Source organism: Paraburkholderia sp. UCT70 (assembly GCF_050434085.1).
GTDB classification, from domain to species: domain Bacteria; phylum Pseudomonadota; class Gammaproteobacteria; order Burkholderiales; family Burkholderiaceae; genus Paraburkholderia; species Paraburkholderia tuberum.
The window spans coordinates 1,000,572-1,025,459 of the sequence record NZ_JBNPVZ010000002.1 but is presented as its reverse complement, the minus strand read 5'-3'; the positions used below and the strand labels follow the sequence as shown (position 1 = coordinate 1,025,459).

Genomic DNA, 24,888 nt, shown 5'->3' with positions numbered 1-24,888 from the left:
GCTTTCGCTTGACGTCGCCGGGCGCACTATCGCTGGAACCCGCGACGCGTTGCGGACGCCTCGCGGCCGAACCCGGTCTTGTGCACCCGCAAGGACACCTGAGGACACTCGAGATGCCGCTTCAGCTCCGCCGCCTGCCGCCACGCGCCCCCATCACGATCGATGCGCCCGCGCGGCTGCATCTGGGCTTTCTCGATCCGAACGCGTCGCTCGGGCGTGCGTTCGGCAGCCTGGGGCTCGTCATCGATACGCACGGCACGCGGATCGAAGCTCGGCTCGCCGAACGCGAGCAGATCGGCGGCGTGGCCAGCGAGGCCGAGCGCGAGCGCATCGCGCTGAGTCTCGCGCGGCTGCAGGCTGCCTATGGACCGGCGACACTCGCGATCGACGTGCTGGAGGCGCCACGCGCACACACCGGCCTCGGCTCCGGCACGCAGCTGGCGCTGGCGGTCGGCACCGCGTTCGCGCGCCTCGTCGGCCAGCCGGCGAGGAGCGCCGAGCTCGCGAGTCTGCTCGGTCGCGGCGCCCGCTCCGGCATCGGCATACTCGGCTTCGAGTGCGGCGGCCTGCTGCTCGATGGCGGCCCGCCCCGCGATCTGCGCCAGAGCATGCCGCCGCTGCTGTCGCGCCAGCCGTTTCCGCAGCCGTGGCGCGTGCTGCTCGTCAGCGACAACAGCCGCGAGGGCTTGCACGGTACCGAGGAACGCAGCGCGCTCGCATCGCTCGCGCCGTTTCCGCAGCGGCTCGCCGCGCATCTGTGCCATCTGGTGCTGATGCAGATCCTGCCCGGCGCCGCCGAACATAACTTCGCGCCGTTCGCGCACGGCCTCACCGAGCTGCAGCAGACCATCGGCGAATATTTCGCGAGCGCGCAAGGCGGCGTGTTCGCGAGTCCCGACGTCGAGCGCGTGCTGCGCGCGGTCGCCGCCGAACGCACCGCCGGCATCGGCCAAACCTCGTGGGGCCCGACTGGCTTCGCGGTGCTCGCGAGCGCGCGCGAGGCCGACCGCGCGCTCGCGACCGCGCGCGCCGTCGCGAGCGCGCTGCCGCATATTGAATGCAGCGTCGCCGCGGGCCGCAACAGCGGCGCGGCGATCAGCGGCGCCGAGGCGCGCGCGCCGCACATCGACGCCGCATGATGCGCTGCACCGCTCAGGCCGCCGCTTACGTAAGGCGCTGCCACGAGCGGCGCGGCTTTGTCTTGCGCCGTCCCCGAGATTGCCACTAAAACGAGCCCTGCCATGTCAGAAACCATTGAAAGGCCCTACATCCTGCACATGTTCACGGCCACGCCGCAGATGAGTCCGTTCGACGTCAACATGGCCGCCGACGCCGGCTATCAGGTCATCGTGCCGTATTGCAACGTCGAAGCGGGCATGGTCGCGAATCTGACGCAGGACGCGATCTTCTCGCGCGGCCCGAAAGGGGTGTCTCGCACCGGCATCTTCATCGGCGGACGGGACGTGATGCAGGCCGCCGACATGCTCGACACCGCGCGCCGCGCGATGGTCCCGCCGTTCGAGGTCTCGGTGTTCGCCGATCCGAGCGGTTCGTACACGACCGCGGCCGCGCTCGTCGCGCTGGTCGAGCGGCATCTGGGCAAACAGCACGGCGTGGAGCTGGGCGGCAAGCGCGTGCTGATTCTCGGCGGAACGGGCGCGGTCGGGCGCATCGCGGCGGCGATCGCCGCGTCGCGCGGCGCCGACGTGACGATCGCGAGCCACCACGACCGCAATCGCGCGCTCGGGGCCTCGGCCGAAGTCAACAAGCGCTTCGGCATCTTCACGAACGGCATCGGCGCCACGACGCCCGACGAACTGCGCGGCGCGCTCGCCGACGCGGAAATCGTGCTCGCCACCGCCGTCGCGGGTGCGCAGGTGGTCGGCAGGGACGACCTCGTGCATGCGAAGCGCCTACTCGTCGCCGCCGACGTCAACGCGGTGCCGCCCGAAGGGATCGCCGGCGTGAACGTGATGAACGACGGCAAGCCGATCGACGGCGTGCCGAACGCGGGCGCGGTCGGCATCGGCGCGCTGGCGATCGGCAACGTCAAATATCAGGTCGAGCATCGCCTCTTCATGCGCATGCGCACGGGTGGTAAGCCGGTCTACCTGGGCTTCCCTGAAGCCTACGACGAGGCCCGCGCGGTCGCGGCCGGTCTCGGCTGAGCGCGGTCGTCATGAAGTCGCACCGCCCGCTCATGCATGCGCCGTTGGTCGCGGTCGTCGGGCAGTCCGCGCGCTTGCTCGCGCAGTCCGCGGCGCGCGCCGGCCTGCATGTCGCCGCGCTCGATATCTTCGGCGACCGCGACACGCGCGAGGCCGCCGAGTTATGGTTCGACATCGGCCGTGGTGATGGCGCGCTCGGGATCGACCGGGCGCGGCTCGTCGATGCGCTTGCGCGTCTCGCGCGCTTGCCGGGTTTGCTTGGCTGGATCGGCGGCAGCGGGCTCGAACCTTTGATGCCTCAGTTGTGCCGCGAATCCGGCTTGCCGCGCTTTCTCGGCAACGCTGCCGAGGCGATCGCGGCCGTGCGCGAGCCGCGGCGTTTCTTCGCGCTGCTCGACGCGTTGCGGATTGCGCATCCGGCTGTATCGTTCGAGCGGCCCGCGACGGCCGAGGGCTGGCTGTTCAAGCAGGCGGATGGTTGTGGCGGTACGCATATCGAGACGGCCGACTCGTTCCATTTAACGACCGACTCCGCGCACGGCTACTTCCAGCGCATTGGCCAAGGCCGCTCGCTGTCGGCGCTTTTCATCGGCGCGCACGGCAGCGCGCATCTGATCGGTTTCGCCGAGCAATTCACCTGCGCGATCGGCGATCTGCGCTTCGTGCATGCGGGCTCGATCGGGCCGATCGCCTTGCCGCCAGCGTTCATCGCGCGCGTGCAGCAAGCGCTCGACGCGCTGTGCGCAAACACCGGCCTCGTCGGCATCAACAGCTGCGACTTCCTGTCGGACGGCACCTCGTTCGACGTGCTCGAAATCAACCCGCGCCCTTCGTCGACGATGGCGCTCTACGAAACCGCGTCGCCCGATGCATGGCCGGCCGGCCTGCTCGCCTGCCACCTCGACGCGTGCCGCCACGGCCGCGCGCCGTCGGCCGCGAGCCTCGCGCTCGCCCGCGCGCCGCGCTGGCGCGCCGGTCAGCGCGTGCTGTTCGCGCAGCGGCCGTTCAGCGTCTCGGCCGCGTTCTCGGACGCCTGCCTGCGCGATCCGCAATGCCGCGACGTGCCGATGCCGGGCACCCGCATCGACGCAGGGCAGCCGGTCTGCACGCTGCACGCGCGAGCGGCATCGGTGGACGCGGTGCTCACCGCGCTCGACGCGCAGCACGAACGCGTCGTCCAACGAATCGAAACCTGCGATGAACCCGACCATGCCTGCCTCCACGCCCACAGCTGAGACTTCCCCGTCCGCCGCGTTGCCGAGCGTGAACGCGCTTTCAGAGCGCCTCGTAGCACGGCTCGTCGATCAAGCGGCACAGCTCGGCGTCGCACTGACGCGCACGCGCGATGGCACCGTGATCGCCGACGCCGGCGTCGACGCGCGCGGCGGCATCGACGCCGGCGTGCTGATCGCGCGCATCTGCATGGGCGGTCTCGGCCGCGTCGCGGTACGCGCGAACTTCGACGCTGGGCCGCTGTGGCCGACGATGCTCGAGGTCAGCACGTCGTCGCCGGTGCTCGCCTGTCTCGGCAGCCAGTACGCGGGCTGGAGCCTGTCAGCGACCAGCGAGCAAACCGGCGGCAAGAAATTCTTTTCGCTCGGCTCGGGGCCCGCGCGCGCGCTCGCGGTCAAGGAGCCGCTATTCGACGAACTCGGCTATCGCGACCGCCACGAGCGCGGCGCGCTGGTGCTCGAAGTGGACCGCCTGCCGCCGCAGGTCGTGATCGACAAGGTGCTGCACGATTGCGGCCTCGCGCCCGAACACCTGACGCTGATCGTCACGCCGACACACTCTGTCGCGGGAACGGTACAGGTCGTCGCCCGCGTCGTCGAAGTTGCGCTGCACAAGGTGCACGTGCTCGGCGTACCGCTCGATGAGATCGTCGCGGGGACGGGCTCGGCGCCGCTGCCGCCGCCCGCGCCCGACGGCATTCAGGCGATGGGCCGCACCAACGACGCGATCCTGTACGGCGGCCGCGTGCACCTGACCGTCCAGCACGACGAGATCGCGCAACGTCTCGCCGACACCCTCCCCTCCGCCAATTCGCGCGACTACGGCCGGCCGTTCGCGGACGTCTTCACGGCCGTCAACTTCGACTTCTATCAGATCGATCCCGCGCTGTTCGCGCCCGCCGAGGTGTGGGTCAGCAGCCTCGAAAGCGGCGCGACCTATCATGGCGGCCGGCTCGACGGCGGCCTGCTGCGCAAACAGTGGGGCGGCGAGTCCGTCGCGCGATGATGATCACATCAGGCGTGCGCATCGCGATCATGACCGACGAAACCGGCTGGCACACCGGCCGGCTGAAAAAGGCGTTCCGCGCGCGCGGCGCCGAAGCGCGTTGCGTCGATCTCGCCGATTGCCGCATCGACACCACGTGGCTGCCGCACGGCCTCGCGATCCCGGGCTTCGGCCGCACGCTGCCGGACGCGGTGTTCGTACGCGGCATCGCCGGCGGCAGCTTCGAGCAGGTGACGCTGCGGCTCGGCATCCTGCACGCGCTGCGCGAATCGGGCGTGCCGGTGTACAACGACGCGCGCGCGATCGAGCGCAGCGTCGACAAGTCGATGACGAGCTTCCTGCTGCATCGCGCGGGCGTGCCGACACCGGCCACCTGGGCCGGCGAATCCGCCGCGTTCGCGCAACGCGTACTGATGCGCGAAGCGGCCGCCGGCCGTCAGGTCGTGCTCAAGCCGCTGTTCGGCTCGCAAGGCCACGGGCTCAAACGGCTCGGCGTGCGCGGCGGGCTGCTCGCGCCGTTGCCGTCGCTCGCGCGTTATCGGCAGGTCGCTTATCTGCAGCGCTTCGTCGCGAGCAACCGGCCCGGTTTCGACTGGCGCGTGCTGGTGATCGGCGGCAAGGCGATCGCGGCGATGCGGCGCAGCGGCGGCAAGGGCTGGATTCACAACGTCGCGCAAGGCGCGCGCTGCGAGCCCGCAGAGCTGACGGTCCCGCTCGCGCAGACGGCAGTGCGCGCAACCGCCGCGCTCGGGCTCGACTACGCGGGCGTGGACCTGATCCCGAATGCCGACGACGCCGCGCTGCCCCTCGTGCTCGAAGTCAACGGCGTGGCCGCGTGGCGCGGTTTGCAGTCGGTCGTGCCGCTCGATGTCGCGGCGGCGCTCGTCGACGATCTGCTGGATCGCAGGCTGGCCGAGCAAGCCGCTAGCGCCGGGTTGCCTGAGCAGTCTGCGCAGCGCCGGGCTTGAGCGCGATGCCCGACACTCATGCGATTCCCGTCGAGCACGCGCGCGCGGCCTTCCTCGAAGCCTGCGCGCTCGACGTCACCACGCCGAAACCCGGCAACGTCAGCACCCAAAGCCCTGGCCACGGCATGCACGCGGCCCAGTTCCTCGCCAGCGCGGACGCGTCGGTCGACGCGCTATTCGCGCGCGGCGAGCGCGTCGGACAGCGCATTCTCGACGCGGTCACGCGCACGCGCGCGGCCGTCGGCTGCAATACGAATCTCGGCATCGTGCTGCTGGTCGCGCCGCTCGCCGCGGCCCTCGACGAAACCGGCGAACCGCCGGTGTCGGCGCAAGCGTGGCGCGCGGCCGTTGGCGACGTGCTGAGCCGGCTCGACGTCGAAGACGCTCGGCTTGCTTACCGCGCGATCGCGCTCGCCAATCCCGGCGGCCTCGGCGACGCGCCCGAGCAATCGGTCCACGCACCGCCGACGATCGGCCTGCGCGACGCGATGCGGCTTGCCAGCCAGCGCGACAGCATCGCGCGGCAGTACGCGAACGGTTTCGCCGACCTGTTCGACACCGGCCTCGCCGCTTACTTCGAAGCCTCGAGACCAACGCCCGAACCCGCGCCCGCCGAACCAGGCGAAATCGCGATGCTCAACGTGTTTCTCACGTTCCTCGGCGGCTGGCCCGACTCTCACATTGTGCGCAAGCACGGCCTCGCGCTGGCGCAGAGTGTCACGCTCGTGGCACGCGAACAGCACGCGCGCTGGCGCCAGGCGCAACCCGCCGCGCGCCGCCCGGCGGGCGATCCGCAACTCGATGCCTGGGATGCCGAATTGAAGGCCCGCGCGATCAATCCCGGCACCAGCGCGGACCTCGCGGTGGCCACGCTGTTTCTTGCGCGCTGCGTCGAAGGGCGCGGTTAACCCTGAATCGTCTGGACTGAAGAAGACCCGAACAGCCGCGTCAGCAGGCCCTTAGCGACAACTGGCACGGAACCTGTTAGTTAGTACCGCCGTGCATTCCCGCACCGCTCTCGCGATGCTGATCTGGACGATCGCGGGCGGCGCCTCGTCAGCAGGTCCATACCTACTCATTGGAGGAACAGAATGGCCAAGATCAACCGCGTCATGATCGGTGAATCGCTCGTCGGCGACGGCAACGAGGTCGCGCACATCGACTTGCTGATCGGACCGCGAGGTTCGGCTGCGGAAACCGCGTTCTGCAACGCCCTCACCAACAACAAGGACGGCTTCACGTCGCTGCTCGCCGTCGTCGCGCCCAATCTCATCACGAAGCCCAATACGATCCTGTTCAACAAGGTGACGATCAAAGGCGCCAAGCAGGCCGTGCAGATGTTCGGCCCGGCGCAGCACGCGGTCGCGCTCGCGGTGGCCGACAGTGTCGAGGACGGCACGATCCCGCAGGAAGAAGCCGACGATCTGTTCCTCTGCGTCGGCGTGTTCATTCACTGGCAGGCCGAGGACGACAAGAAGATCCAGCAGTTCAACTATCAGGCGACGCGCGAGGCCATCAAGCGCGCGGTCAGCGGCGACCCGAGCGCGGCTGAAGTGATGGCGAAGAAGGGCAGCGTCGCGCATCCGTTCGCGCCGAACTGACGGCGCATGCAAGCGCAGGAGACGCGGCGCCGTTGCCGTCCCCGCCTCCTCGCGCATCCCGTCGCCTCGCGGCCGCAAGGCACGCATCTCGCGCAGCGGTTCGCGAAGCAGGTTCAATGCTCTCGCAGAGGCATTCAATGACCAATAGATGTCGCGCGCTTCTCGCCTTTACCTCGCTCCTGCTCGTCGCGCCGCTCGCGTGGGCGGGCGGCTACAACTATCCGACCGAGGGTCGCGTCGAATACGTGCTCAGCTGCATGGACGATAACGGCCACGATTTCGCGAACGTCTACAAGTGCTCGTGCGTGATCGACAAGATGGCCGCGTCGTTGCCGTACGACGAATTCGTCGACCAGTCGACCTTCTCGAAGTACGCGACGCTAGGCGGCGAAGGCGGCGCGGAATTCCGCGTCGACCACGCTAAGGCGCAAACCAAGCACTTCCGCGCGCTGCAAACCAGCGCATATCAGGCGTGCGGACTCGGTCCGCAGAAAACGTCGACCGTGGCGAAATGACCACGGCCTGAAACGCGCCGGGCGTTCTGCGCGCCCCGCTCGGCGCGCCCGGCTCGGCGCCCCCCGCTCGGCGCGCCCGGCTCGGTGCCCCCCGCTCGGCGCGCCCCTCAATTCGGCACCAGCCCCTCGCCCAGCGACGCGTACCGCGCGAGACCCACGGCCGCCGCCGAGCCATCGCCGCGACGCCGCTCGATCTGCACGCCGACGGCCGCGAGGTCGGCGAACTTGGCCGGCTTCGCGAGTGACACGCGCACCCAGTGCGCGCCGAAGTCGGCGATCAGCAGTTGCGCGATCGTCTCGGCAAGCGCCTCCAGCAGCCGCACGCGATGCGACGCGAACAGCTCGAGCAGCGCCCCGCGCACGGCCGCGTAGTTGACCGTATCTTCGATCCGGTCCGTCGCGCAGGCGCGGATCGCTGGCACGCCGATAGCCAGGTTCACACGCACCGGTTGCGCAACATGCAACTCACTGCTATCGATACCGATGACCGTCTGGCCGATGAAATTCTCGATGAATACGATGTCGAGGCGCTCGGGCAACGCGCCGACTTGCGGGCCGGGATTGGCGCCGAGGCTGGAAAATGCGGCAAGGCGAATAGTATCGAAACGATCCATGATTTGCTCTCCGCCGCGGCGCGGCCCAGGATTGAACAGCCAGTGATGACGAGCGAAACGATGCAACAGTAGAACAGTAGAACTGAACGACGCGCGGCACACTCTGTGCCGAAGCTGCGACAGGCATGCAACCTGCAAACCGTTTAACGCGTCGCGCATCGAGAAAAGCAAATTCCGGGCACAGTGAGGTAAACCCAGTGTGACTTTCTGTTGAACCAATCCTGCATCGGGCGTACAGTTTTAAACACCCGCCTCGTAGTAGGGCCGGTCGCGAGGGCGCAGGCGAACCGAGATTCCGCCGCGTCAGGGGCAGGCAGGCTTGATAAAGCGGCATTCGCGGCGTGCGAAGCAGTCACGCTTCCGAAATGACGCAACGGAGACAAATCCCATGTCGTTGCTCGCTGACAGCAGTACGCACGTCCGGGAAGTTCTGAAGGTGGTCAACCATCAGTTGACCACGCGCCCGACAAGCGAACCCGTCGCTCAGTCGTGGACGCGCTGCATCAACGAATTCCAGCTGGACCCCGCGCGTTTCGTGCCGCCGCCGGTGCTCACCGAGTACGAACTCAGCGCGCGCCGTGAGGCGCTCGGCGATCTGATCGCGTGTTCGAAGCTCGAGATGACGACGCTCTATCAGCAACTGGCCGATCCCGAGCTCGCGGTCGTGCTCGTCGATTCTGGCGGCGTGATCGTGCATCAGGTGTCGTCCGTGCCGTTCGCCGAGGCGGTCGCCGTCGACGGCTTTCGCGTCGGCGCGCTGTGGAGCGAACGCGAAGCCGGCACCAACGGCATGGGCACCTGCCTCGCGGAGCGCGACTGCATCGCCGTCTGTCAGCACGAGCATTTCTATCCGCGTTATACGTCGCTGACGTGCTCAGCCGCACCGATCTTCGACGACGGCGGCGAAATCGCCGGCGTGCTCGACGTCACGAGCCGCTCGAAGCTGCTGCAGCAGCACTCGCTGGTGCTGGTCGGCATGTCGCGTCAGATGATCGAAAACCGTCTGCTCGATGCGCGCTACCGGCACGCCAACATGATCCATTTCCACAGCCGCCCGGAATTCGTCGGCACGCTGCACGGCGGCAAGCTCGCGGTCGGCGACGACAGCACCGTGCTCGCCGCGAATCGCAGCGCGCTGTTCCAGCTGGGCTTCCGCTCGCTGAGCGAGCTGCGCGGCCGGCGCATCGAGGAAGCATTCAACGCGTCGCTCGAAGACATGATCGCGCGCAGCATTCGCGGCTCGTTCCATCCGGTCACCGTCTACAGCGCAAACGCGACGAACCGCTTTTTCCTCGTCGCGCAGACGCCGCAAAACGCCACGGGGCGCGTGACGCGCGTGCTCGTCCCCGACTCCGCCATGCGCGCCAACGCCTCCGAAAAACACCAGAAACATCCGCCGGTGCCGAAGCTCGACGAGATCGCGCACCTCGAATTCGGCGACCCGCGCATGGCCTCGCAGATCCAGTTGGCCGCGCGCGTGATCCAGCGCAAGATCCCGATCGTGCTGCGCGGCCAGACCGGCACCGGCAAGGAAGTCTTCGCGCAGGCGTTGCATAGCATCAGCCCGCACGCCGACGGTCTGTTCGTGCCGGTCAACTGCGCGTCGCTGCCGGAGAACCTGATCGAGAGCGAGCTGTTCGGCTACCGCGCGGGCGCGTTTACCGGCGCGCAGCGCGAAGGACGGCGCGGCAAGATCGTGCAGGCCAACGGCGGTACGCTGTTTCTCGACGAGATCGGCGACATGCCGCTCGTGTTGCAGGCTCGCCTGCTGCGCGTGATCGAGGAACACGAGGTCACGCCGCTCGGCGCCGAGACCACCGTCAAGGTCAATTTCCAGCTGATCAGCGCGAGCCACCGCAATCTGCTCGAACTCGTGCAAAGCGGGCAATTCCGCGAGGATCTGTACTACCGGCTCAAGGGCGTCGAGCTGAATCTGCCGGCGCTGCGCGAGCGCGTCGACAAGCTGCCGCTGATCCATCATCTGCTCGCGAACGAAACCGACGATCCGCCCGATCTGACGCCGGAAGCCGAACACGCGCTGCTCACCTACGCGTGGCCCGGCAACATCCGTCAGCTACGTCACGTGTTGCAGATGGCCATCGCGCTGTCCGACGGCGAGCCGATCCGCTGCGAGCATCTGCCGCCCGAGGTCACGCAACGCACGTCGGCGGTCGACCTGCCGATCGCGCTGCGCCTCGCGAACGCGGACATGGACGGGCATCTCGCCGACGAAGCAGACATTTCTTCGCTGAACGCGATCCAGCTGAACGAGCGCGAAACGGTGCTGTCGCTGCTCGACGAACACCGCTGGAACGTCAGCAACGTCGCGAAGGCGCTCGGCATCAGCCGCAATACGCTGTATCGCAAGATGCGCCGGCTGCACATCCGGCTGTCGCATGAAGGCTCGCCGCCCGACGGCATGCCGTTCGATCTCGACGCATGACCGGGTCGTCCCTCAGGTCCCCCAGCGAGTCTGCTCGCAAGGGCGCCCGCGATCTCGCCGACTTCAAGCCGGATGCGCACTTCGCGTGGTGCGTGACCGGCTCCGGTCATATGCTGGAAGAATCGATCGCGCTCGCGCGGCGCTTGCCGCGCGTCGATCTGTTTCTGTCCGCGGCGGCCGAGGAAGTGCTGCCGCTCTATGGCTGGTCGCTCGACAAGCTGCGCGAACACTTTCGCGTACTGCGCGACAACAGCGCGAGCGGCGTGCCGGTCGGCATGCTGTATCACGGCGTCTATCACACGGTCGTGATCGCACCCGCCACCAGCAACACGGTCGCCAAATGTGCTTACGGCATCTCGGATACGCTGCCGACCAATATGTACGCGCAGGCCGGCAAGCAATGCATCCCCGGCATCGTCTTTGCGTGCGACACCGAATCGAGCGTGATCACGCATAGCCCGGACGAATGGGTCGAACTGCGGCCACGGGCGATCGAACTCGACAACGTCGAGCGTCTGGCGCGCTTCGAATACACGACGCTCGCGCGCTCGCTCGACGAACTCGAAGCGGCGCTCACCCAACGCCTCGCGACCCTCGACCTCGCATGGACCACCTCCTCTTCCTGACCGGCCGGCTTGCCGAACCGAGCCTGCGGCGCGTGCTCGACGGCATGGCGCCGACGCCGTTCAGTTGGGAGGTGCGCGAAATCGGCCTGCAAGTGGCCGCGTTGATGACCGCCGACCTGATCCAGCGCCGCGTGAGCGCGCCGCTCGCCGCGCAGCGCGTGATCGTGCCGGGCCGCTGCCGTGGCGATCTCGACGCGCTGAGCGCGCACTACGGCGTGCCGTTCGAACGCGGTCCCGAGGAGGTCAAGGACTTGCCGCAATTTTTCGGCCGCAAGGCGAAGCCGTTCGATCTGAGCCGCTACGACACGGAGATTTTCGCGGAGATCGTCGATGCGCCGCGCCTCGACCTCGACGGCATCGCGGCAAGGGCGCGCGAGTATGAGGCCCAAGGCGCGGACGTGATCGACATCGGCTGTCTGCCGGACACGCCGTTTCCGCATCTCGAAGACGCGGTGCGGCGGCTGAAGGCCGAAGGCTATCGCGTCAGCGTCGATTCGATGCGCAACGACGAACTGCTGCGCGGCGGCCGCGCGGGCGCCGACTATCTGATGAGCCTGAACCTCGATACGCTATGGATCGCCGACGAAGTGCCGTCGACGCCGATCCTCGTCGCGCGCGAACCGGCCGACCCCGCTTCGCTCGACGCCGCGATCGACGCGCTGTCCGCGCGCAACCGCGCGTTTCTCGCCGATCCGATTCTCGATCCGATTCCGTTCGGGCTGGCCGCGTCGATTGCGCGCTATGTGCGCTTGCGCGAGCGCTATCCCGACATCGCGATCATGATGGGCATCGGCAACGTGACCGAACTCACCGAGGCCGACACGAGCGGCATCAACGCGGTGCTGCTTGGCATGGCGGCTGAATTGCGCGTTGGCGCGGTGCTGGCGACGTCGGTGAGCCAGCATGCGCGGCGCGCGTTGCGCGAAGCCGATGTCGCGCGCCGCGTGATGCATGCCGCGCGCGATGCTCAGGTGCTGCCGAAGGGCATCAGCACCGAACTCGCGACGGTCCACGCGAAACGGCCGTTTCCGTACAGCGCCGAAGAAATCGACGAATTCGCGCGCGGCGTGCGTGACCCGAATTTCCGCGTGCAGATCAGCGCCGATGGCATTCACGTGTACAACCGCGACGGCCATCGTCGCGGCGACGATCCGTTCGCGCTGTACCCGCAATTGAACCTCGAAACAGACGGCGGCCACGCGTTCTATATGGGCGTGCAGCTTGCGCGCGCCGAGATTGCATGGCGGCTCGGCAAGCGCTTCGATCAGGACCAGCCGCTCGACTGGGGCTGCGCGGTCGACCGGCCTGAAGAAGATCTCAGCGCATGGTGCGCGCCGGGCGAGACGATGAAAAAGCGCTGAAACAGCAGCGCCATCACTGCATGGCGGCCACCCGCGCGTGTTCGTCGACAGTAGCCAGTTCGCCGCGCATGCCGCGGATCGCCTGCGCGCGATCGCCCGCACCGAACACGGCCGACCCGGCAACGAACACGTCCGCGCCCGCCGTGGCGACACGCGCGATGTTCGACGCCTTCACGCCGCCGTCCACTTCGATCAGCAAGGGCCGCCCGGTGCGCTGCATCGTCGTGTCGACACGCTCGCGCAGCAGCCGCAACTTGTCGAGCGTTTCGGCGATGAATGCCTGGCCGCCGAAGCCTGGATTCACCGACATCACCAGCACTACGTCGAGCATCTCCAGCACGTGATCGAGCGCCGCGAGCGGCGTGGCCGGATTCAGCGCCAGCCCCGCGCGCGCACCGTGCGAGCGGATCAGTTCGATGGTCCGATGCACGTGCAGCGTCGCCTCCGGATGAAAACTGATCAGGTTCGCGCCGGCCTCGGCAAACGCCGACACCAGCGGATCGACGGGCGTGGTCATCAGATGCACGTCGAACGGCAGCGTCGTGTACGGCCGGATCGCCGAGCACACGAGTGGGCCGACCGTCAGGTTCGGCACGTAGTGGTTGTCCATCACGTCCAGATGAATCCAGTCCGCGCCGGCCGCCGTCACGTCGCGAATCTCGTCGGCGAGCCGGGCGAAATCCGCCGACAACAGCGACGGCGCAATCAGGAATTCGCGCATTGCGTTCTCCGTCCAGTGGCGTTAGTGGTAGCGGCTCGCCATCGCGTCGAGCGGCAGCGGCTTGATGCGCGCCGCCTGCCCCGCGCAACCGAACGCCTCGAATCGCTCGACGCAGATCGCGCTCGCCGCGGCGGTGGCGGCCTTCAATGCCGCGCGCGGATCGAACTCCGCGCGGGCATTGGCGAGCGACTTGCGCATCGCGCCGCTCATCGCGAGACGGATGTCGGTGTCGATGTTGACCTTGCGCACGCCCTGGGCGATGCCGCGGCGGATTTCGTCGACGGGCACGCCGTAGGTGGTCGGAATCTCGCCGCCATATTCGCGGATCACCGCGAGCCATTCCTGCGGCACCGACGACGAACCGTGCATCACCAGATGCGTGTTCGGAATGCGCGCATGGATATCGGCGATCCGGTCGATCGCGAGGATGTCGCCGGTCGGCTCGCGGCTGAACTTGTACGCGCCGTGCGAAGTCCCGATCGCGATCGCGAGCGCATCGACGCCGGTCGCGTCGACGAAGCGCCGCGCTTCGTCCGGATCGGTCAGCAGGTGCTCGCGTGTGAGCTTGCCTTGTGCGCCGACGCCGTCCTCTTCGCCTGCCGTGCCGGTTTCGAGCGAACCGAGACAGCCGAGCTCGCCTTCCACCGACACGCCGACCGCATGCGCGGCGTCCACCACGCGCCGGCTCACCTCGACGTTGTAGTCGTACGCGGCGGGGGTTTTCTGATCGGGCAGCAGCGAGCCGTCCATCATCACCGACGTGAAGCCCGAGCGGATCGCCTGCTGACACACCGCGGGGCTCGCGCCGTGATCCTGATGCAGCACGAGCGGAATGTCCGGGTGCGCTTCGAGCGCGGCGAGCACCAGATGGCGCAGATACGGCTCGCCCGCGTACTTGCGCGCGCCGGCCGACGCCTGCAGGATCACCGGGCTATCGGTGGCCTCGGCCGCGCGCATGATCGCGTGAATCTGCTCCATGTTGTTGACGTTGAACGCGGGCACGCCGTAGTCATGTTCGGCCGCGTGATCCAGCAGTTGCCGCAGGGTGATGAAGGCCATTGCGTGCTCCTCGATATGAAATGAAATCCTGGCGAACGGCGGGCTCAACGCGCGCGGTCCGCGACGCGCCGCGCTTCGTCGATCACCGTCTGCGCGTTCAGCCCGAAATGCTCGAACAACGCGGCGGCCGGGGCCGATTCGCCGAACGTATCGATGCCGACCACGCCACCCTCGAGCCCGACGTATTGCCGCCAGAACGCGCGCACGCCCGCCTCGATCGCGACACGCGGCACGCCCGGCGGCAGCACGACGTCGCGCCAGGCGCGCGGTTGCCGATCGAACGCGGTGGTCGATGGCATCGATACGACGCGCGCGGCAATACCGGCGGCCGCGAGCGGCGCGATCGCATCGATCGCGAGCATGCGCAGCGCGTCGGCCATCGAGCGCGTGGCGGATGCGTCAAGCGGTTGCGCGACTGCACTCATCGAATCTCTCCTTGCGAAATGAACCTCGGTATCCGTCTGGTACCGCTCAGGCGCGCGACCGTCGGTCGATCAGTTGCAGGATCATCGGCGTGAAGATCAGCTGCATCGCGAGTCCCATCTTGCCGCCCGGCACGACGATCACGTTCGGGCGCGACATGAACGAGTCGTGCAGCATCGTCAGCAGATACTGGAAATCGATACCCTTCGGCCGCGCGAAGCGGATCACGACGAAGCTCTCGTCCGGTTGCGGAATCTCGCGGGCGGTAAACGGATTCGACGTGTCCACGGTCGGCACGCGCTGGAAGTTCACATGCGTGCGCGAGAACTGCGGGCAGATGTAGTTCACGTAGTCGGGCATGCGCCGCAGGATCGTGTCGACCACCGCTTCGTGCGTGTAGCCGCGCATCGTCTGATCGCGGTGCAGCTTCTGGATCCATTCGAGGTTGATGATCGGCACGACGCCGATCAGCAGATCCGCATGCCGCGCGATATCGACCTTCTCGGTCACCGCCGCGCCATGCAGCCCTTCGTAGAACATCAGGTCGGTATTGGGCGCGACCTCCTCCCACGGCGTGAAGGTGCCGCCGTCCTGCTTGTACAGTTGCGCTTCGCCCGCGTCGTGCACGTAGTGGCGAAACTGCCCGCTGCCGTTTTCGCCGTAGCGCGTGAACAGCGTTTCGAGTTCTTCGAGCAGATTCGCTTCCGGCCCGAAGTGGCTGAAATTCGGCACACCGTCGCGTTCGCGCTCCTGCATCGCCGCGCGCATGCCGTTGCGGTCGTAGCGATGGAACGCGTCGCCTTCGACGATCTGCGCATTGATGTGCTCGCGTCTGAAGATATGCGTGAAACTCTTCATGACGGTGGTGGTGCCGGCGCCGCTCGAGCCGGTCACCGCGATGATCGGATGTTTGACTGACATGTGTTTGTCTCCGGATGACTGTGTTCTGTGCGCTGAGCGCGCCGTCAGTCGCTGATCACGCAGTGAAATCCGGCAGGAACAACGAGCGCGTGCCGAACAGCGGCGACGTGAACGGCTTGTCCTCGCCGCGGTCGTATTCGCCGTGATAGCGCGCAATGCGCTCGACCTCGTTCTTCGAGCCGAGAATCACCGGCACGCGGCCATGCAGCGCGCGCGGCGCGACGTCGAGAATGCGTTCGCGGCCGGTGATCGCGAGGCCGCCCGCCTGCTCGACCAGGAAGCTCATCGGGTTCGCTTCGTAGAGCAGGCGCAGGCGCCCTTCCATCGCCGGCGGTTTTCGAGTCGCGCGGATACATGAACACGCCGCCGCGCATCAGGATGCGATGCACTTCCGCGACCATCGACGCGATCCAGCGCATGTTGAAGTCGCGCGCGCGGCAACCGCTGCGGCCGTCCTTGCACTCCTGCACGTAGCGGCGCACGGGCGGCTCCCAGAAGCGCTCGTTCGATGCGTTGATCGCGAACTCGCCGGTTTCCTCCGGAATCCGGATGTTCGAATGCGTGAGCACGAAGTTGCCGATGTCGCGCTCCAGTGTGAAGCCATGCGTGCCATTGCCGACCGACAGCACCAGCATCGTCGACGGTCCATACACGGCATAGCCGGCCGCGACCTGTTCGCAGCCCGGCCGCAGGAACGCGGCTTCGCTGGTTGCATCCTCTGCCGGGTCGCGCGTGCGCAGCACCGAGAAGATCGAGCCGACCACGCCGTTGATGTCGATATTCGACGAGCCGTCGAGTGGATCGAACGCGAGCAGATACTCGCCGCGCGGATAGTCCAGCGGAATCGCGTAGACGTGCTCCATTTCCTCGGACACCATCGCGGCCAGCAAGCCGTCCCACTCGCATTGCTGCACGAAGATCTCGTTGGTCGAGACGTCGAGCTTCTTCTGTTGCTCGCCGTGCGTGTTGAGCGTTTGCGCGGAACCGTAGTTGCCGCCTAGCGCGCCCTTGGTCAGCATCGCCGAGATCGACTTGATGGCCGCCGCTACGTCGATCAGCAGCGCGGAGAGTCCTGCAGTGTCGCGCGTGTCGTCCGTACACGGCGGGCGATCGAGCGTGTCGATCAGGAACTTCGAAAGTGTCGTGCGTCCGTCCTGCATGGCGTTCTCCGTCGATGGTGTCGTGATTCAGCCCGGCGGCGCCGTGACGGCGCGCGCGTTGGAAGGCGATTGCGAGGACTGCGGCGGCTCGTCGAACACGCGGCTCGCGCGCACGTCGGCGGCATCGATCAGCGTCAGCGTGGCGGCGTCGATCGGCTCGCCGCCTTGCAAGGCGCTCGCGAACAGGCGGTTCGCCTGGCGCAGCCGCGCGCGGTCAAGCGCGTTGCGCACCGAGCGCGCGTTGGCGAAATTCGGCTGGCGGATGCGGCGCGCCAGATAGTCGGCGAACGCGCGGCGCGACGCGGCATCGAAGCGGTAATGCATGGTGCCGAGCATCCGTTCGGCGATTTCGAGCAACTCCGTTTCCTCGTAATCGGGAAACGTAATGTGATGCGCGATGCGCGAGCGGAAACCCGGATTGCTCTCGAAGAACACTTCCATTCGCGACGCGTAGCCGGCCAGAATCACGACCAGGTCGCTGCGCTGGTTCTCCATCGTCTGCAACAGAATTTCGATCGCTTCCTGCCCGTAGTCGCGCTCGTTCTCCGGGCGATACAGGTAATACGCTTCGTCGATGAACAGCACGCCGCCCATCGCGCGCTTGAGCACATCGCGCGTTTTCGGCGCAGTGTGGCCGATGTACTGGCCGACCAGATCGTCGCGTGTGACCGACACCAGATGATTGCGGCGAATGTAGCCGAGCCGGTGCAACACTTCCGCCATGCGCAGCGCAACCGTCGTCTTGCCGGTGCCGGGGTTGCCGGAGAAGCACATATGCAAGGTCGGCGCGCCGCCCGCGAGACCCAGCGAAGCCCGCGCGCGCTCGACCAGCAGATGTGCGGCGACTTCGCGAATGCGGGTTTTCACGGGCGCGAGCCCGACCAGATCGCGATCGAGTTCGCCGAGCACGTCGCCGATGCCGGAGTCGCGGTAGAGCGCCGCGAGGTCGATATGGGGCGCGGCGGCGTCGCTGTGCGCGGTGGACGCGGGCAGTGCGTCCACGATGGCGGCGTCTGTCATGGTTCCTCCTCGCTGCGGGTCGTCGTGCGCGTTGTTGCGCGATCAGCGGCGTCAGCCCGCCGCGCCATAACGCTCGCCCGCTGGCCGGTCGCCCGCGTAGCCCGTCATGCTGTAGCGCTGCGTGCGCCCCTGCGCGTCCTGCCGCAACAGCCGGAAGCCCGGCTCCACGTCCGGCCGGTTGACGATGAACGACAGGCGCATCGTCTCGAAGCTACGCACCGAATCGAACGCGTTGACCTTGATGTAGTGCTGCGGCCGCGCCTCGCGGCAAGCCCTGACCTCCTGCAACACGCCGGCCGCGTCGTGCAGGTCGAACATCGGCAGACCCCACATTTCCCAGTAGGTGTTGCGCGGATGCGGGTCGTCGGTGAATTCGACCGAACAGGCCCAGCCCTGGCGCAGCGCGTAGTCGATCTGCAGGCCGATTTCCTCGTCGGTCAGCTCGGGCAGAAAAGAAAACGTTCCTTGAGTAATACGCATGACGAACCTCGTGGATGGATGTCGCGTTCGGAACGGCGTCAACGGTGCCCCGCGCGGTGCCGTTGCACCGCGTTGCGGATGCGCTCGTGAGGCGCTCGCGGAAAAAGCTCGGCGTTGCTAGGCCGCCGTCGGCGTGGCGGCGAAATCGGGCGTATCGGTCGATGCGTAGTTGAAGCTCACGTCGCGCCACGTATCGAGCGCCTGCTTGAGCGGCGTGCACCAGCGCGCGGCGGCTTCGAGCACGTCGGGCCCTTCGCGCAGAAGGTCGCGGCCCTCGTTGCGCGCCTTCACCATCGCTTCGAGTGCGACGCGGTTCGCGGTCGCGCCGGCCTGGATGCCGGCCGGATGGCCGATCGTGCCACCGCCGAACTGCAGGATCGCGTCGTCGCCGAACAGATCGAGCAGCTGATGCATCTGCCCCGCGTGAATCCCGCCCGAGGCGACCGGCATCACCTTGCGCAAGCCGGCCCACGGCTGGTCGAAGAAAATGCCGCGAGACAGATCGACCGCGTTGTGCGCGTCGCGGCACACGTTGTAGTAGCCCTGCACCGACAGCGGATCGCCTTCGAGCTTGCCGACCGCGGTGCCCGCATGCGCGTGATCGACGCCCGCCATGCGCAGCCATTTGGCGATCACGCGAAACGAGATGCCGTGGCTGCGTTGCCGCGTGTAGGTGCCATGCCCCGCGCGATGCAGATGCAGGATCATGTCGTGCCTGCGGGCCCAGCGCGACATCGACTGGATCGCGGTCCAGCCGATCACGAGGTCGATCATCACGATGCACGAGCCGAGCTCCTTCGCGAATTCGGCTCGCTCGTACATGTCCTCCATCGTGCCGGCCGTCACGTTCAGGTAGTGACCCTTGAGCTCGCCGGTCTCCGCCTGGGCGCGGCTCACCGCCTCCATCGCGAACAGGAAGCGGTCGCGCCAATGCATGAACGCCTGGGAGTTGATGTTCTCGTCGTCCTTCAGGAAATCGAGGCCGCCGCGCAGGCCTTCGTAGACCACCCGCCCATAGTTTTTGCCCGACAGACCGAGCTTCGGCTTGACCGTGGCGCCGAGCAACGGCCGACCATACTTGTCGAGCCGTTCGCGCTCGACGACGATACCGGTCGGCGGCCCCTGAAACGTCTTCAGATACGCGACGGGGATGCGCATGTCTTCGAGCCGCAATGCCTTCAGCGGCTTGAAGCCGAACACGTTGCCGATGATCGACGCGGTCAGGTTCGCGACCGAGCCCTCTTCGAACAGATCGAGTTCATAAGCGATATACGCGAAGTACTGCGGCTCGTCGGCGCGAGACACCGGCACCGGCTCGACGCGATACGCCTTCGCGCGATACATGTCGCAGGCAGTGAGCCGGTCGGTCCACACCACCGTCCACGTCGCGGTCGACGATTCGCCGGCCACCGCGGCGGCCGCTTCCTCGGGTTCGACACCGGGTTGCGGCGTGATGCGAAACAGCGCGATCACGTCGGTGTCTTTCGGTTCGTAGTCCGGTTGCCAGTACCCCATCTCGCGGTATTTCATCACGCCCGCCGCGTACCGCTCGCGCGGATTGTGCGGATCGCGCGCTTGAGGTTCGGGCTGGATCGGCGGTTGACTGAAATCGTTCATGACGTGTCCTCGAAGGTGGCAAGCGCACTGCCGGAAGAACGAAGCGCTTGAGTTGCACTGTAGGCACGGACACGCCCAAGGTGAATTCACGATTTTATTTGGCAGACTTAACGGATCGGTTATCGCTACCACATCGTGGGGTTCATTTTCGAGCCGTGCGACGCGAATGGGAGCAGAATGTGTTGGTGAGCGAGGCGGGCGCGGCGTGACAGCGCAATCGAACCAGGGAATCGCGATGGCACACTTTGCTTCGTTTTCGCCACACCGCGCGGCTCTTTGCGTCTTGCAACCCGCGCGAGCGCCACGGCGTGGCGCAATTCGCCGAGCGCTGTATTAGCCCTCGAACGAACGCACGCCCGCCTGACCGGCCGGTACCCGAACAGGCATAAAGCTTGCGTGATGCCGGCTGCCGTCGACACCGGGCATTACGCGGGGCCGGCGGCGCAACGCTGTTCCACCCGCTGTTTCAACCGAAGGAGAAAGCACGTATGCAATGGACGACTCCGAGCTACACCGACGTACGCCTCGGTTTTGAAATCGTGATGTATGTCGCTACGCGTTAAGCCCGCAACCGGGCCGCACGCCGCGGCCCCTTTGCGGTTCCCGTTTGTGTTTGACTTCTGCTGACGGCCGGCCTTCCGGCGCTGTCGGGACACACGTTCCCAGCCATGATCCACGAAACGATCGTCACCACGGCAGCGTGCGATGGCCGTCCACACATCGCGCCGATGGGCGCGCGCTACGAGGGCGAGCGCATCATCCTCGCGCCTTTCCGCCCGTCGGTCACGCTCGACAACGTGATCGCGACGCGCGCGGCGGTGCTGAACTTCACCACCGACGTGCGTATCTTCGCGGGCTGCGTCACGCACTGCGCAACCGATTGGCCGACCGTGGCCGCGAGCCGCGTGCCGAGCGTACGTCTGGCCGAGTCGCTGGCCCACGCCGAGCTCGAACTCGACGAGCTGCGCGACGACGCCGAGCGCCCGGTGCTGGTGATGAAATGCGTGCACCGTGAAAACCACGCGCCGTTCGCGGGCTTCAATCGCGCGCAGTCGGCGGTCGTGGAAGGCGCGATTCTGGTGAGCCGGCTCTTCATGCTGCCGGCCGACAAGGTCGATCGAGAAATGGCGTATCTGCAGATCGCGATCGACAAAACCGCCGGCGACAACGAGCGCACCGCATGGAGCTGGCTCGTCGCCGCGATCGCGCGATATCGCGCGAGCCTCGAAGACGCGGCGCATCAGGCCGCCGCTTCGGCCCATCACTGAAAACCCTTTCCTCCGCGGAGAACCCCGATGACCGCATTGCTCGCGAGCGTCCGCTCGGCTGACGAAGCATTCGACGCCTCCCGCGCCGGCGCCGAGCTGATCGACCTGAAAGAGCCGGACGACGGCGCGCTCGGCGGCCTGTCGATCGGCGCCATCACGAACATCGCGCAACAACTTCGCGCGCGCTACCCGGTCAAGCCGATCAGCGCGGCGATCGGCGACGTGCCGGCCGACGCGTTCGACGAGATCGCCGCGCGCGTGATCGACGTCAGCGATGCCGGCGTCGACTATGTGAAGGTCGGCGTCGCGCGCGGACCGGCCGCGCGCCGCTGCATCGAGCAGCTCGCGAATCTGCCGGCTAGCGTCGTGCCGGTGCTGCTATGCGACGGCGGCATGGACGACGAACTGGTCAGCCACACCGCGGCGCTCGGCTTCGCCGGCTTGATGTTCGATACCGCGAGCAAGGACGGCGGCACGCTGTTCGATCACGTCGATGTCGACTCGCTCGCGCGCTGGTTGCGGCTCGCGCGTCAGCGCGGCGCGATGGCGGGCATCGCCGGTGCGCTTTGCTGGGCGCAACTGCCGCAGATCCGCGCGCTGGCGCCCGACGTGGCCGGTTTTCGCACCGCGCTGTGCGCCGACGGGCGCCGCTCGCGGCTCGACCCCGAGCGCGTCGCGCAATGGGCGAGCGCATTGCATCGGCCGGCTGGAGAGATTCGCGTCGATGGCGCGGCGCCGTTGCCGGGCTCGACCAACGCGACGCGGCTGTAGCAGCCGATCACATCACCGGAATATTCAGCAAACGGTCGCGCATCAGCGCGACGTTGCTCTTGTCGAGCAATTCGACCACATAGTTCGCATCGTTCACGTAGTCGACGAACTTGCGGTCGATCACCCCCGACGCGGCCAGCGTTTCGAGCGGATCGTCGACGGCGATCGGACAGGATTTGACGACGACCAGCCGCTCCGCGTTGAGCATCGTCGATAGCCAGGCGGCGAGGCTGTCCGAGGTCGTGTCCCAGTTGCTCATCGCGTCGGGCGTATCACGCATCAGCGCGGTCGGCGCCCACACGGCGACATGACCGTCACGCAGGGTGCGGCGAATCTTCGCCTCGCTCGACGCGATCACCAGTTCGGGCGAAACGCCTTGCATCAGCAGCGCATATTGCGTCATCGCGAGCAGACACATGTTGTGCGCGGCCAGATCGTCGAAGTTCCACTCACCCTGGTACTGGCGGACCTTGTCCGCGAAATCGCCGCCGCCGGGCACGATCACGACCCGTCCGCCGCCGACTTCGCATAGCTCACTGAGCCAGTGGCGCAGTGCCGGGTCGTGACTCAGGCTGCCTCCGATCTTGACCACCCACATGACTGTTGCCCTCGCGTCCAGTTGAGTGCCCGGCCGGGTCGCGTCGTTTCGCAACCTCGTTCATCACCGAACTTGTCCCGCTCGCCTTATCGTGTCCCCTGCCCCTCTTTGCGCTACTCGTGCGCCGGCGCGCCGCGTCCCCGGATTGCGCGCCGCGCCTCTCAACTCATGCCGCGCGCGCCGCGATACCACGCGCGCCGCGCCGTTGGGCGCCCGGCTCGCGCGCCGCGAGCAGCGCGACCGCCACGCTCGGCGCGCAGGTCGCCGCCCATGCCGCGCAAGCATCGGGCACGCCCGCCAGCGCGCCGAAGTCGATATAGCCGCGCGCCTCGTCGCGCGCCAATGCGGCGACGAGGAAGCGGCCGCAGCCGGCGCCCACCAGCGGCGCGGCCGCGAGCGCCGGCTGCGCGGCGACCACCCGCATCAGGTTCGCGCCGATTTCGCGCACCTGCAGCGCGCGCCAGCGCCGCGCAAAGTGCAGCCATTCGACGTCCGACGCATCGTGCGCGTCGTGCCCGATCATGCGCGCGAGCCGCGCGCGGCTCGCCGCCTGTGTCTTCGGCCCCTGGTCGGCGCTCGGCTGCACGTCGTGCAGCGGGTCCAGTTCGCCCGTCAGCCGGTAGACGTCGGCGGTCGTCGCAAACCATTCGTTCATCACGTTCAGCATGGCGCCGCCGAATTCGATCCGATGCGCGACGCCGCACAACGGCGTGCGCACGACGCCGTGATACACGAGTTCGCCGGTCGCGAGCCGGCCCGCATCGGTCGCGGCACGCGCGACGACGCGGCCGTCGACGATCGGAATGATGTCGGTGGTGGTGCTGCCGATGTCGATCAGCAGCGCGTTCGCGATGCAGGTAGCGACCCAGCCCGCGGTCGCGAGCCAGTTCGCCGACGCGACGTGACGCCAGCCGGCCGCGCAGTCGGCGGCGGCGAGCCAGCCGGCGTCGCCGGCGTAGAAACGCAGTGATGGGCCGAGCCGCTGCGCGAGCGCGGCCACGATCGCGCGCACGCCTTCGGCGCGATCCGCGAACAGGTCGACCATCTCGCCGGTCATCGTCACCGCATGCTGCGCGGCGTCCGTGCGGGCCTGCGGCCAGCGCTCGAAGACGAGGTCGATCGTGCGGTGCAGATGGTCGAGCCCCTGCCAAAGCGGACACGGCCATTGCACGACGTCCAGCACGGCGTCGCTGCCGTCGACGAGCGACACCTTCACGTGCGCGCCGCCGACGTCCCAGCCGAACCGCGCCGCCGGGTTCGAACGGGCCGGGCTCAAGGGCGCACCTCGTACGTCGGCGAAATGGCGCGCGCCGCGCCGCAGCGCTCGATGCGCACGCCATGCGCGGCCAGCAGCGCGCGCGTCAGGCCGCTGCCGCGCGCCGCCGACAGCCCCGCATAAGCGACCGTCAAACGCGGATTCACTTCGATCACGACCGGCCCGAGTTGCGGATGCCACACGACATCGATGCCGACGAAGCCGCGCAAACCCGGGATGGCCCGCGCGACGCGATGCGCGAGCGTGTCGAGCGCGCGGCCCATGTCGCTGTGCTGGTCGATCTGATCGACCAGCACGCCGTCGAACTCGACGATCCGCGCAACATCACCCGACGCGTCGCCGCCGCTCAGCCCGATCTGCTGACGGTTGATGCTGAGGAGCTTGGTAGCGTCGCCGCGGCAGATCAGCGACAGGCTCAACGGCTCGCCATCGACCCACGCCTGCAGCACCGGATTGCGCGCCGCCGCCGCGCGCGCCTCGTACTCGGCGCAGGCATCGGCGAAGCGCTCGTACACGATCGTGTCGAGGCCGCCCGCGCCGTCGTCCGGTTTGACCACCCACCGGCCGTCCTGCTGCGCGGCTGAATCGCCGGGTTCGAGCGCCGGCGTGGTCGCAATGCCATGCGCGGCAAGACACGCCGCTGTCGCGCTCTTGCTCGACGCGACGCGGATCGCTTCCTTCGCGCAGCCGAGCCAGCGCGCGGTACCGACCGCATCGTGAAAGCGCAGCAGCAGCCCGTCGCATTCCGGCGCGACGACCCACGCGTAATCGTGCTCACGCGCCGCGCGCGCGACGAACGCCGTCATCGATTCGCCGGGCGCGGCCATACAATGGGCCTCGCCCGCCCCTGGCGTTTCGAAGCGCGAGGTCGCAAACGTGACCTGCACGCCGTCGAGTTCACGCAGAGCGCCGACCAGCGCGTCGCGCATCACGCGTCCTTCGACGATCAGCGCGCTCAAATCGGCGAGACTGCCCGGGCCGGCGAGCTGGGGGTCGATGCCGCCGCCGGTGAGATACTCGTAGACAAAGATTCTGGTCAA

24 protein-coding genes and 2 pseudogenes are annotated in these 24,888 nt (G+C 67.6%); 14 read left to right on the top strand and 12 right to left on the bottom strand.

What is annotated here, in order from left to right; genetic code table 11:
• The first annotated feature begins 113 nt into the window (after positions 1–113).
• The 8 genes from OKW41_RS06965 (at position 114) to OKW41_RS06930 (ending at position 7,490) form a co-directional block, all read left to right on the top strand.
• Positions 114–1,139, top strand: a complete 1,026-nt coding sequence (locus OKW41_RS06965; RefSeq protein WP_429571990.1) for a beta-ribofuranosylaminobenzene 5'-phosphate synthase family protein — start codon at positions 114–116, stop codon at positions 1,137–1,139.
• A gap of 102 nt (positions 1,140–1,241) precedes the next feature.
• Positions 1,242–2,168, top strand: coding sequence for an NAD(P)-dependent methylenetetrahydromethanopterin dehydrogenase (locus OKW41_RS06960; protein ID WP_429571989.1), 927 nt, complete (start codon positions 1,242–1,244; stop codon positions 2,166–2,168).
• An 11-nt stretch (positions 2,169–2,179) separates the two neighbouring features.
• A complete protein-coding gene (locus tag OKW41_RS06955) occupies positions 2,180–3,403 on the top strand; it encodes an ATP-grasp domain-containing protein (RefSeq protein ID WP_429571988.1) in 1,224 nt (407 codons plus the stop codon).
• Positions 3,366–4,406: a methenyltetrahydromethanopterin cyclohydrolase gene (gene mch / locus OKW41_RS06950; RefSeq protein WP_429571987.1), complete on the top strand. Its 1,041-nt coding sequence runs from the start codon at positions 3,366–3,368 to the stop codon at positions 4,404–4,406. Before OKW41_RS06955 ends, mch begins: the two co-directional genes overlap by 38 nt.
• Complete coding sequence (locus tag OKW41_RS06945; RefSeq protein WP_429571986.1) at positions 4,403–5,374, top strand: ATP-grasp domain-containing protein; 972 nt, start codon at positions 4,403–4,405, stop codon at positions 5,372–5,374. The genes mch and OKW41_RS06945 overlap by 4 nt, the downstream gene beginning before the upstream one ends.
• A gap of 5 nt (positions 5,375–5,379) precedes the next feature.
• A complete protein-coding gene (locus OKW41_RS06940) occupies positions 5,380–6,282 on the top strand; it encodes a triphosphoribosyl-dephospho-CoA synthase (RefSeq protein ID WP_429571985.1) in 903 nt (300 codons plus the stop codon).
• Between the two features lie 183 nt (positions 6,283–6,465).
• Positions 6,466–6,975, top strand: a complete 510-nt coding sequence (gene fae, locus OKW41_RS06935) for a formaldehyde-activating enzyme (RefSeq protein WP_184067342.1) — start codon at positions 6,466–6,468, stop codon at positions 6,973–6,975.
• A gap of 137 nt (positions 6,976–7,112) precedes the next feature.
• Positions 7,113–7,490 carry a hypothetical protein gene (locus tag OKW41_RS06930; protein WP_429571984.1) on the top strand — a complete coding sequence of 126 codons (378 nt, stop codon included), beginning with the start codon at positions 7,113–7,115 and terminating at the stop codon, positions 7,488–7,490.
• A 107-nt stretch (positions 7,491–7,597) separates the two neighbouring features.
• Here OKW41_RS06930 and OKW41_RS06925 read toward each other — a convergent pair whose 3' ends face one another.
• A complete protein-coding gene (locus OKW41_RS06925; protein WP_429493456.1) occupies positions 7,598–8,104 on the bottom strand; it encodes a dihydroneopterin aldolase in 507 nt (168 codons plus the stop codon).
• Positions 8,105–8,492: 388 nt separating this feature from the next.
• On the opposite strand from OKW41_RS06925, the gene OKW41_RS06920 reads away from it, so the two are divergent.
• From OKW41_RS06920 to OKW41_RS06910, 3 genes are read left to right on the top strand one after another with little or no spacing between them, the layout of a single operon-like run.
• Positions 8,493–10,547, top strand: a complete 2,055-nt coding sequence (locus tag OKW41_RS06920) for a sigma-54-dependent Fis family transcriptional regulator (protein WP_429571983.1) — start codon at positions 8,493–8,495, stop codon at positions 10,545–10,547.
• The gene (locus OKW41_RS06915; protein ID WP_429571982.1) at positions 10,544–11,173 is read left to right on the top strand and encodes a flavoprotein; all 630 of its coding nucleotides are present in this window, start codon (positions 10,544–10,546) and stop codon (positions 11,171–11,173) included. Before OKW41_RS06920 ends, OKW41_RS06915 begins: the two co-directional genes overlap by 4 nt.
• Positions 11,152–12,534 carry a DUF6513 domain-containing protein gene (locus OKW41_RS06910; protein WP_429571981.1) on the top strand — a complete coding sequence of 461 codons (1,383 nt, stop codon included), beginning with the start codon at positions 11,152–11,154 and terminating at the stop codon, positions 12,532–12,534. Before OKW41_RS06915 ends, OKW41_RS06910 begins: the two co-directional genes overlap by 22 nt.
• A 13-nt stretch (positions 12,535–12,547) precedes the next feature.
• Here the strand turns inward: OKW41_RS06910 and rpe are convergent, their stop codons facing one another.
• From rpe to OKW41_RS06870, 8 genes and pseudogenes are all read right to left on the bottom strand, one after another.
• Positions 12,548–13,255, bottom strand: a complete 708-nt coding sequence (gene rpe, locus OKW41_RS06905; RefSeq protein ID WP_429571980.1) for a ribulose-phosphate 3-epimerase — start codon at positions 13,253–13,255, stop codon at positions 12,548–12,550.
• A 21-nt stretch (positions 13,256–13,276) separates the two neighbouring features.
• Positions 13,277–14,314 (bottom strand): class II fructose-bisphosphate aldolase, encoded by a 1,038-nt coding sequence (fba, locus tag OKW41_RS06900; protein ID WP_429571979.1) that lies wholly within the window; start codon positions 14,312–14,314, stop codon positions 13,277–13,279.
• Between the two features lie 44 nt (positions 14,315–14,358).
• Positions 14,359–14,673 (bottom strand): annotated as a pseudogene (locus tag OKW41_RS06895) (transketolase-like TK C-terminal-containing protein); the annotation flags it as partial.
• Positions 14,674–14,785: 112 nt separating this feature from the next.
• Complete coding sequence (locus OKW41_RS06890; protein ID WP_090809070.1) at positions 14,786–15,658, bottom strand: phosphoribulokinase; 873 nt, start codon at positions 15,656–15,658, stop codon at positions 14,786–14,788.
• A gap of 55 nt (positions 15,659–15,713) precedes the next feature.
• Positions 15,714–16,818 (bottom strand): annotated as a pseudogene (locus OKW41_RS06885) (class 1 fructose-bisphosphatase).
• A 27-nt stretch (positions 16,819–16,845) separates the two neighbouring features.
• A complete protein-coding gene (gene cbbX, locus OKW41_RS06880) occupies positions 16,846–17,838 on the bottom strand; it encodes a CbbX protein (protein WP_429571978.1) in 993 nt (330 codons plus the stop codon).
• 51 nt (positions 17,839–17,889) lie between these two features.
• Positions 17,890–18,318 carry a ribulose bisphosphate carboxylase small subunit gene (locus OKW41_RS06875; protein WP_184064690.1) on the bottom strand — a complete coding sequence of 143 codons (429 nt, stop codon included), beginning with the start codon at positions 18,316–18,318 and terminating at the stop codon, positions 17,890–17,892.
• Positions 18,319–18,435: 117 nt separating this feature from the next.
• Positions 18,436–19,935, bottom strand: a complete 1,500-nt coding sequence (locus OKW41_RS06870) for a form I ribulose bisphosphate carboxylase large subunit (protein WP_429571977.1) — start codon at positions 19,933–19,935, stop codon at positions 18,436–18,438.
• 488 nt (positions 19,936–20,423) lie between these two features.
• Here OKW41_RS06870 and pqqA point away from each other — a divergent pair, with 488 nt between their 5' ends.
• The 3 genes from pqqA (at position 20,424) to OKW41_RS06855 (ending at position 21,974) form a co-directional block, all read left to right on the top strand.
• Entirely contained in the window at positions 20,424–20,498 is a 75-nt protein-coding gene (pqqA, locus tag OKW41_RS06865) for a pyrroloquinoline quinone precursor peptide PqqA (RefSeq protein WP_113062024.1), read from the top strand.
• 105 nt (positions 20,499–20,603) lie between these two features.
• Entirely contained in the window at positions 20,604–21,203 is a 600-nt protein-coding gene (locus OKW41_RS06860) for a DUF447 domain-containing protein (RefSeq protein WP_018424590.1), read from the top strand.
• Between the two features lie 27 nt (positions 21,204–21,230).
• Positions 21,231–21,974, top strand: coding sequence for a (5-formylfuran-3-yl)methyl phosphate synthase (locus OKW41_RS06855; RefSeq protein WP_429571976.1), 744 nt, complete (start codon positions 21,231–21,233; stop codon positions 21,972–21,974).
• Positions 21,975–21,981: 7 nt separating this feature from the next.
• On the opposite strand, the gene OKW41_RS06850 is transcribed toward OKW41_RS06855, so the two are convergent.
• The 3 genes from OKW41_RS06850 to OKW41_RS06840 form a co-directional block, all read right to left on the bottom strand.
• Positions 21,982–22,572: an aspartate/glutamate/uridylate kinase gene (locus tag OKW41_RS06850; protein ID WP_018424588.1), complete on the bottom strand. Its 591-nt coding sequence runs from the start codon at positions 22,570–22,572 to the stop codon at positions 21,982–21,984.
• A 166-nt stretch (positions 22,573–22,738) separates the two neighbouring features.
• Positions 22,739–23,848, bottom strand: a complete 1,110-nt coding sequence (locus tag OKW41_RS06845; RefSeq protein WP_429571975.1) for a hydantoinase/oxoprolinase family protein — start codon at positions 23,846–23,848, stop codon at positions 22,739–22,741.
• Entirely contained in the window at positions 23,845–24,888 is a 1,044-nt protein-coding gene (locus OKW41_RS06840; RefSeq protein ID WP_429571974.1) for an ATP-grasp domain-containing protein, read from the bottom strand. The genes OKW41_RS06845 and OKW41_RS06840 overlap by 4 nt, the downstream gene beginning before the upstream one ends.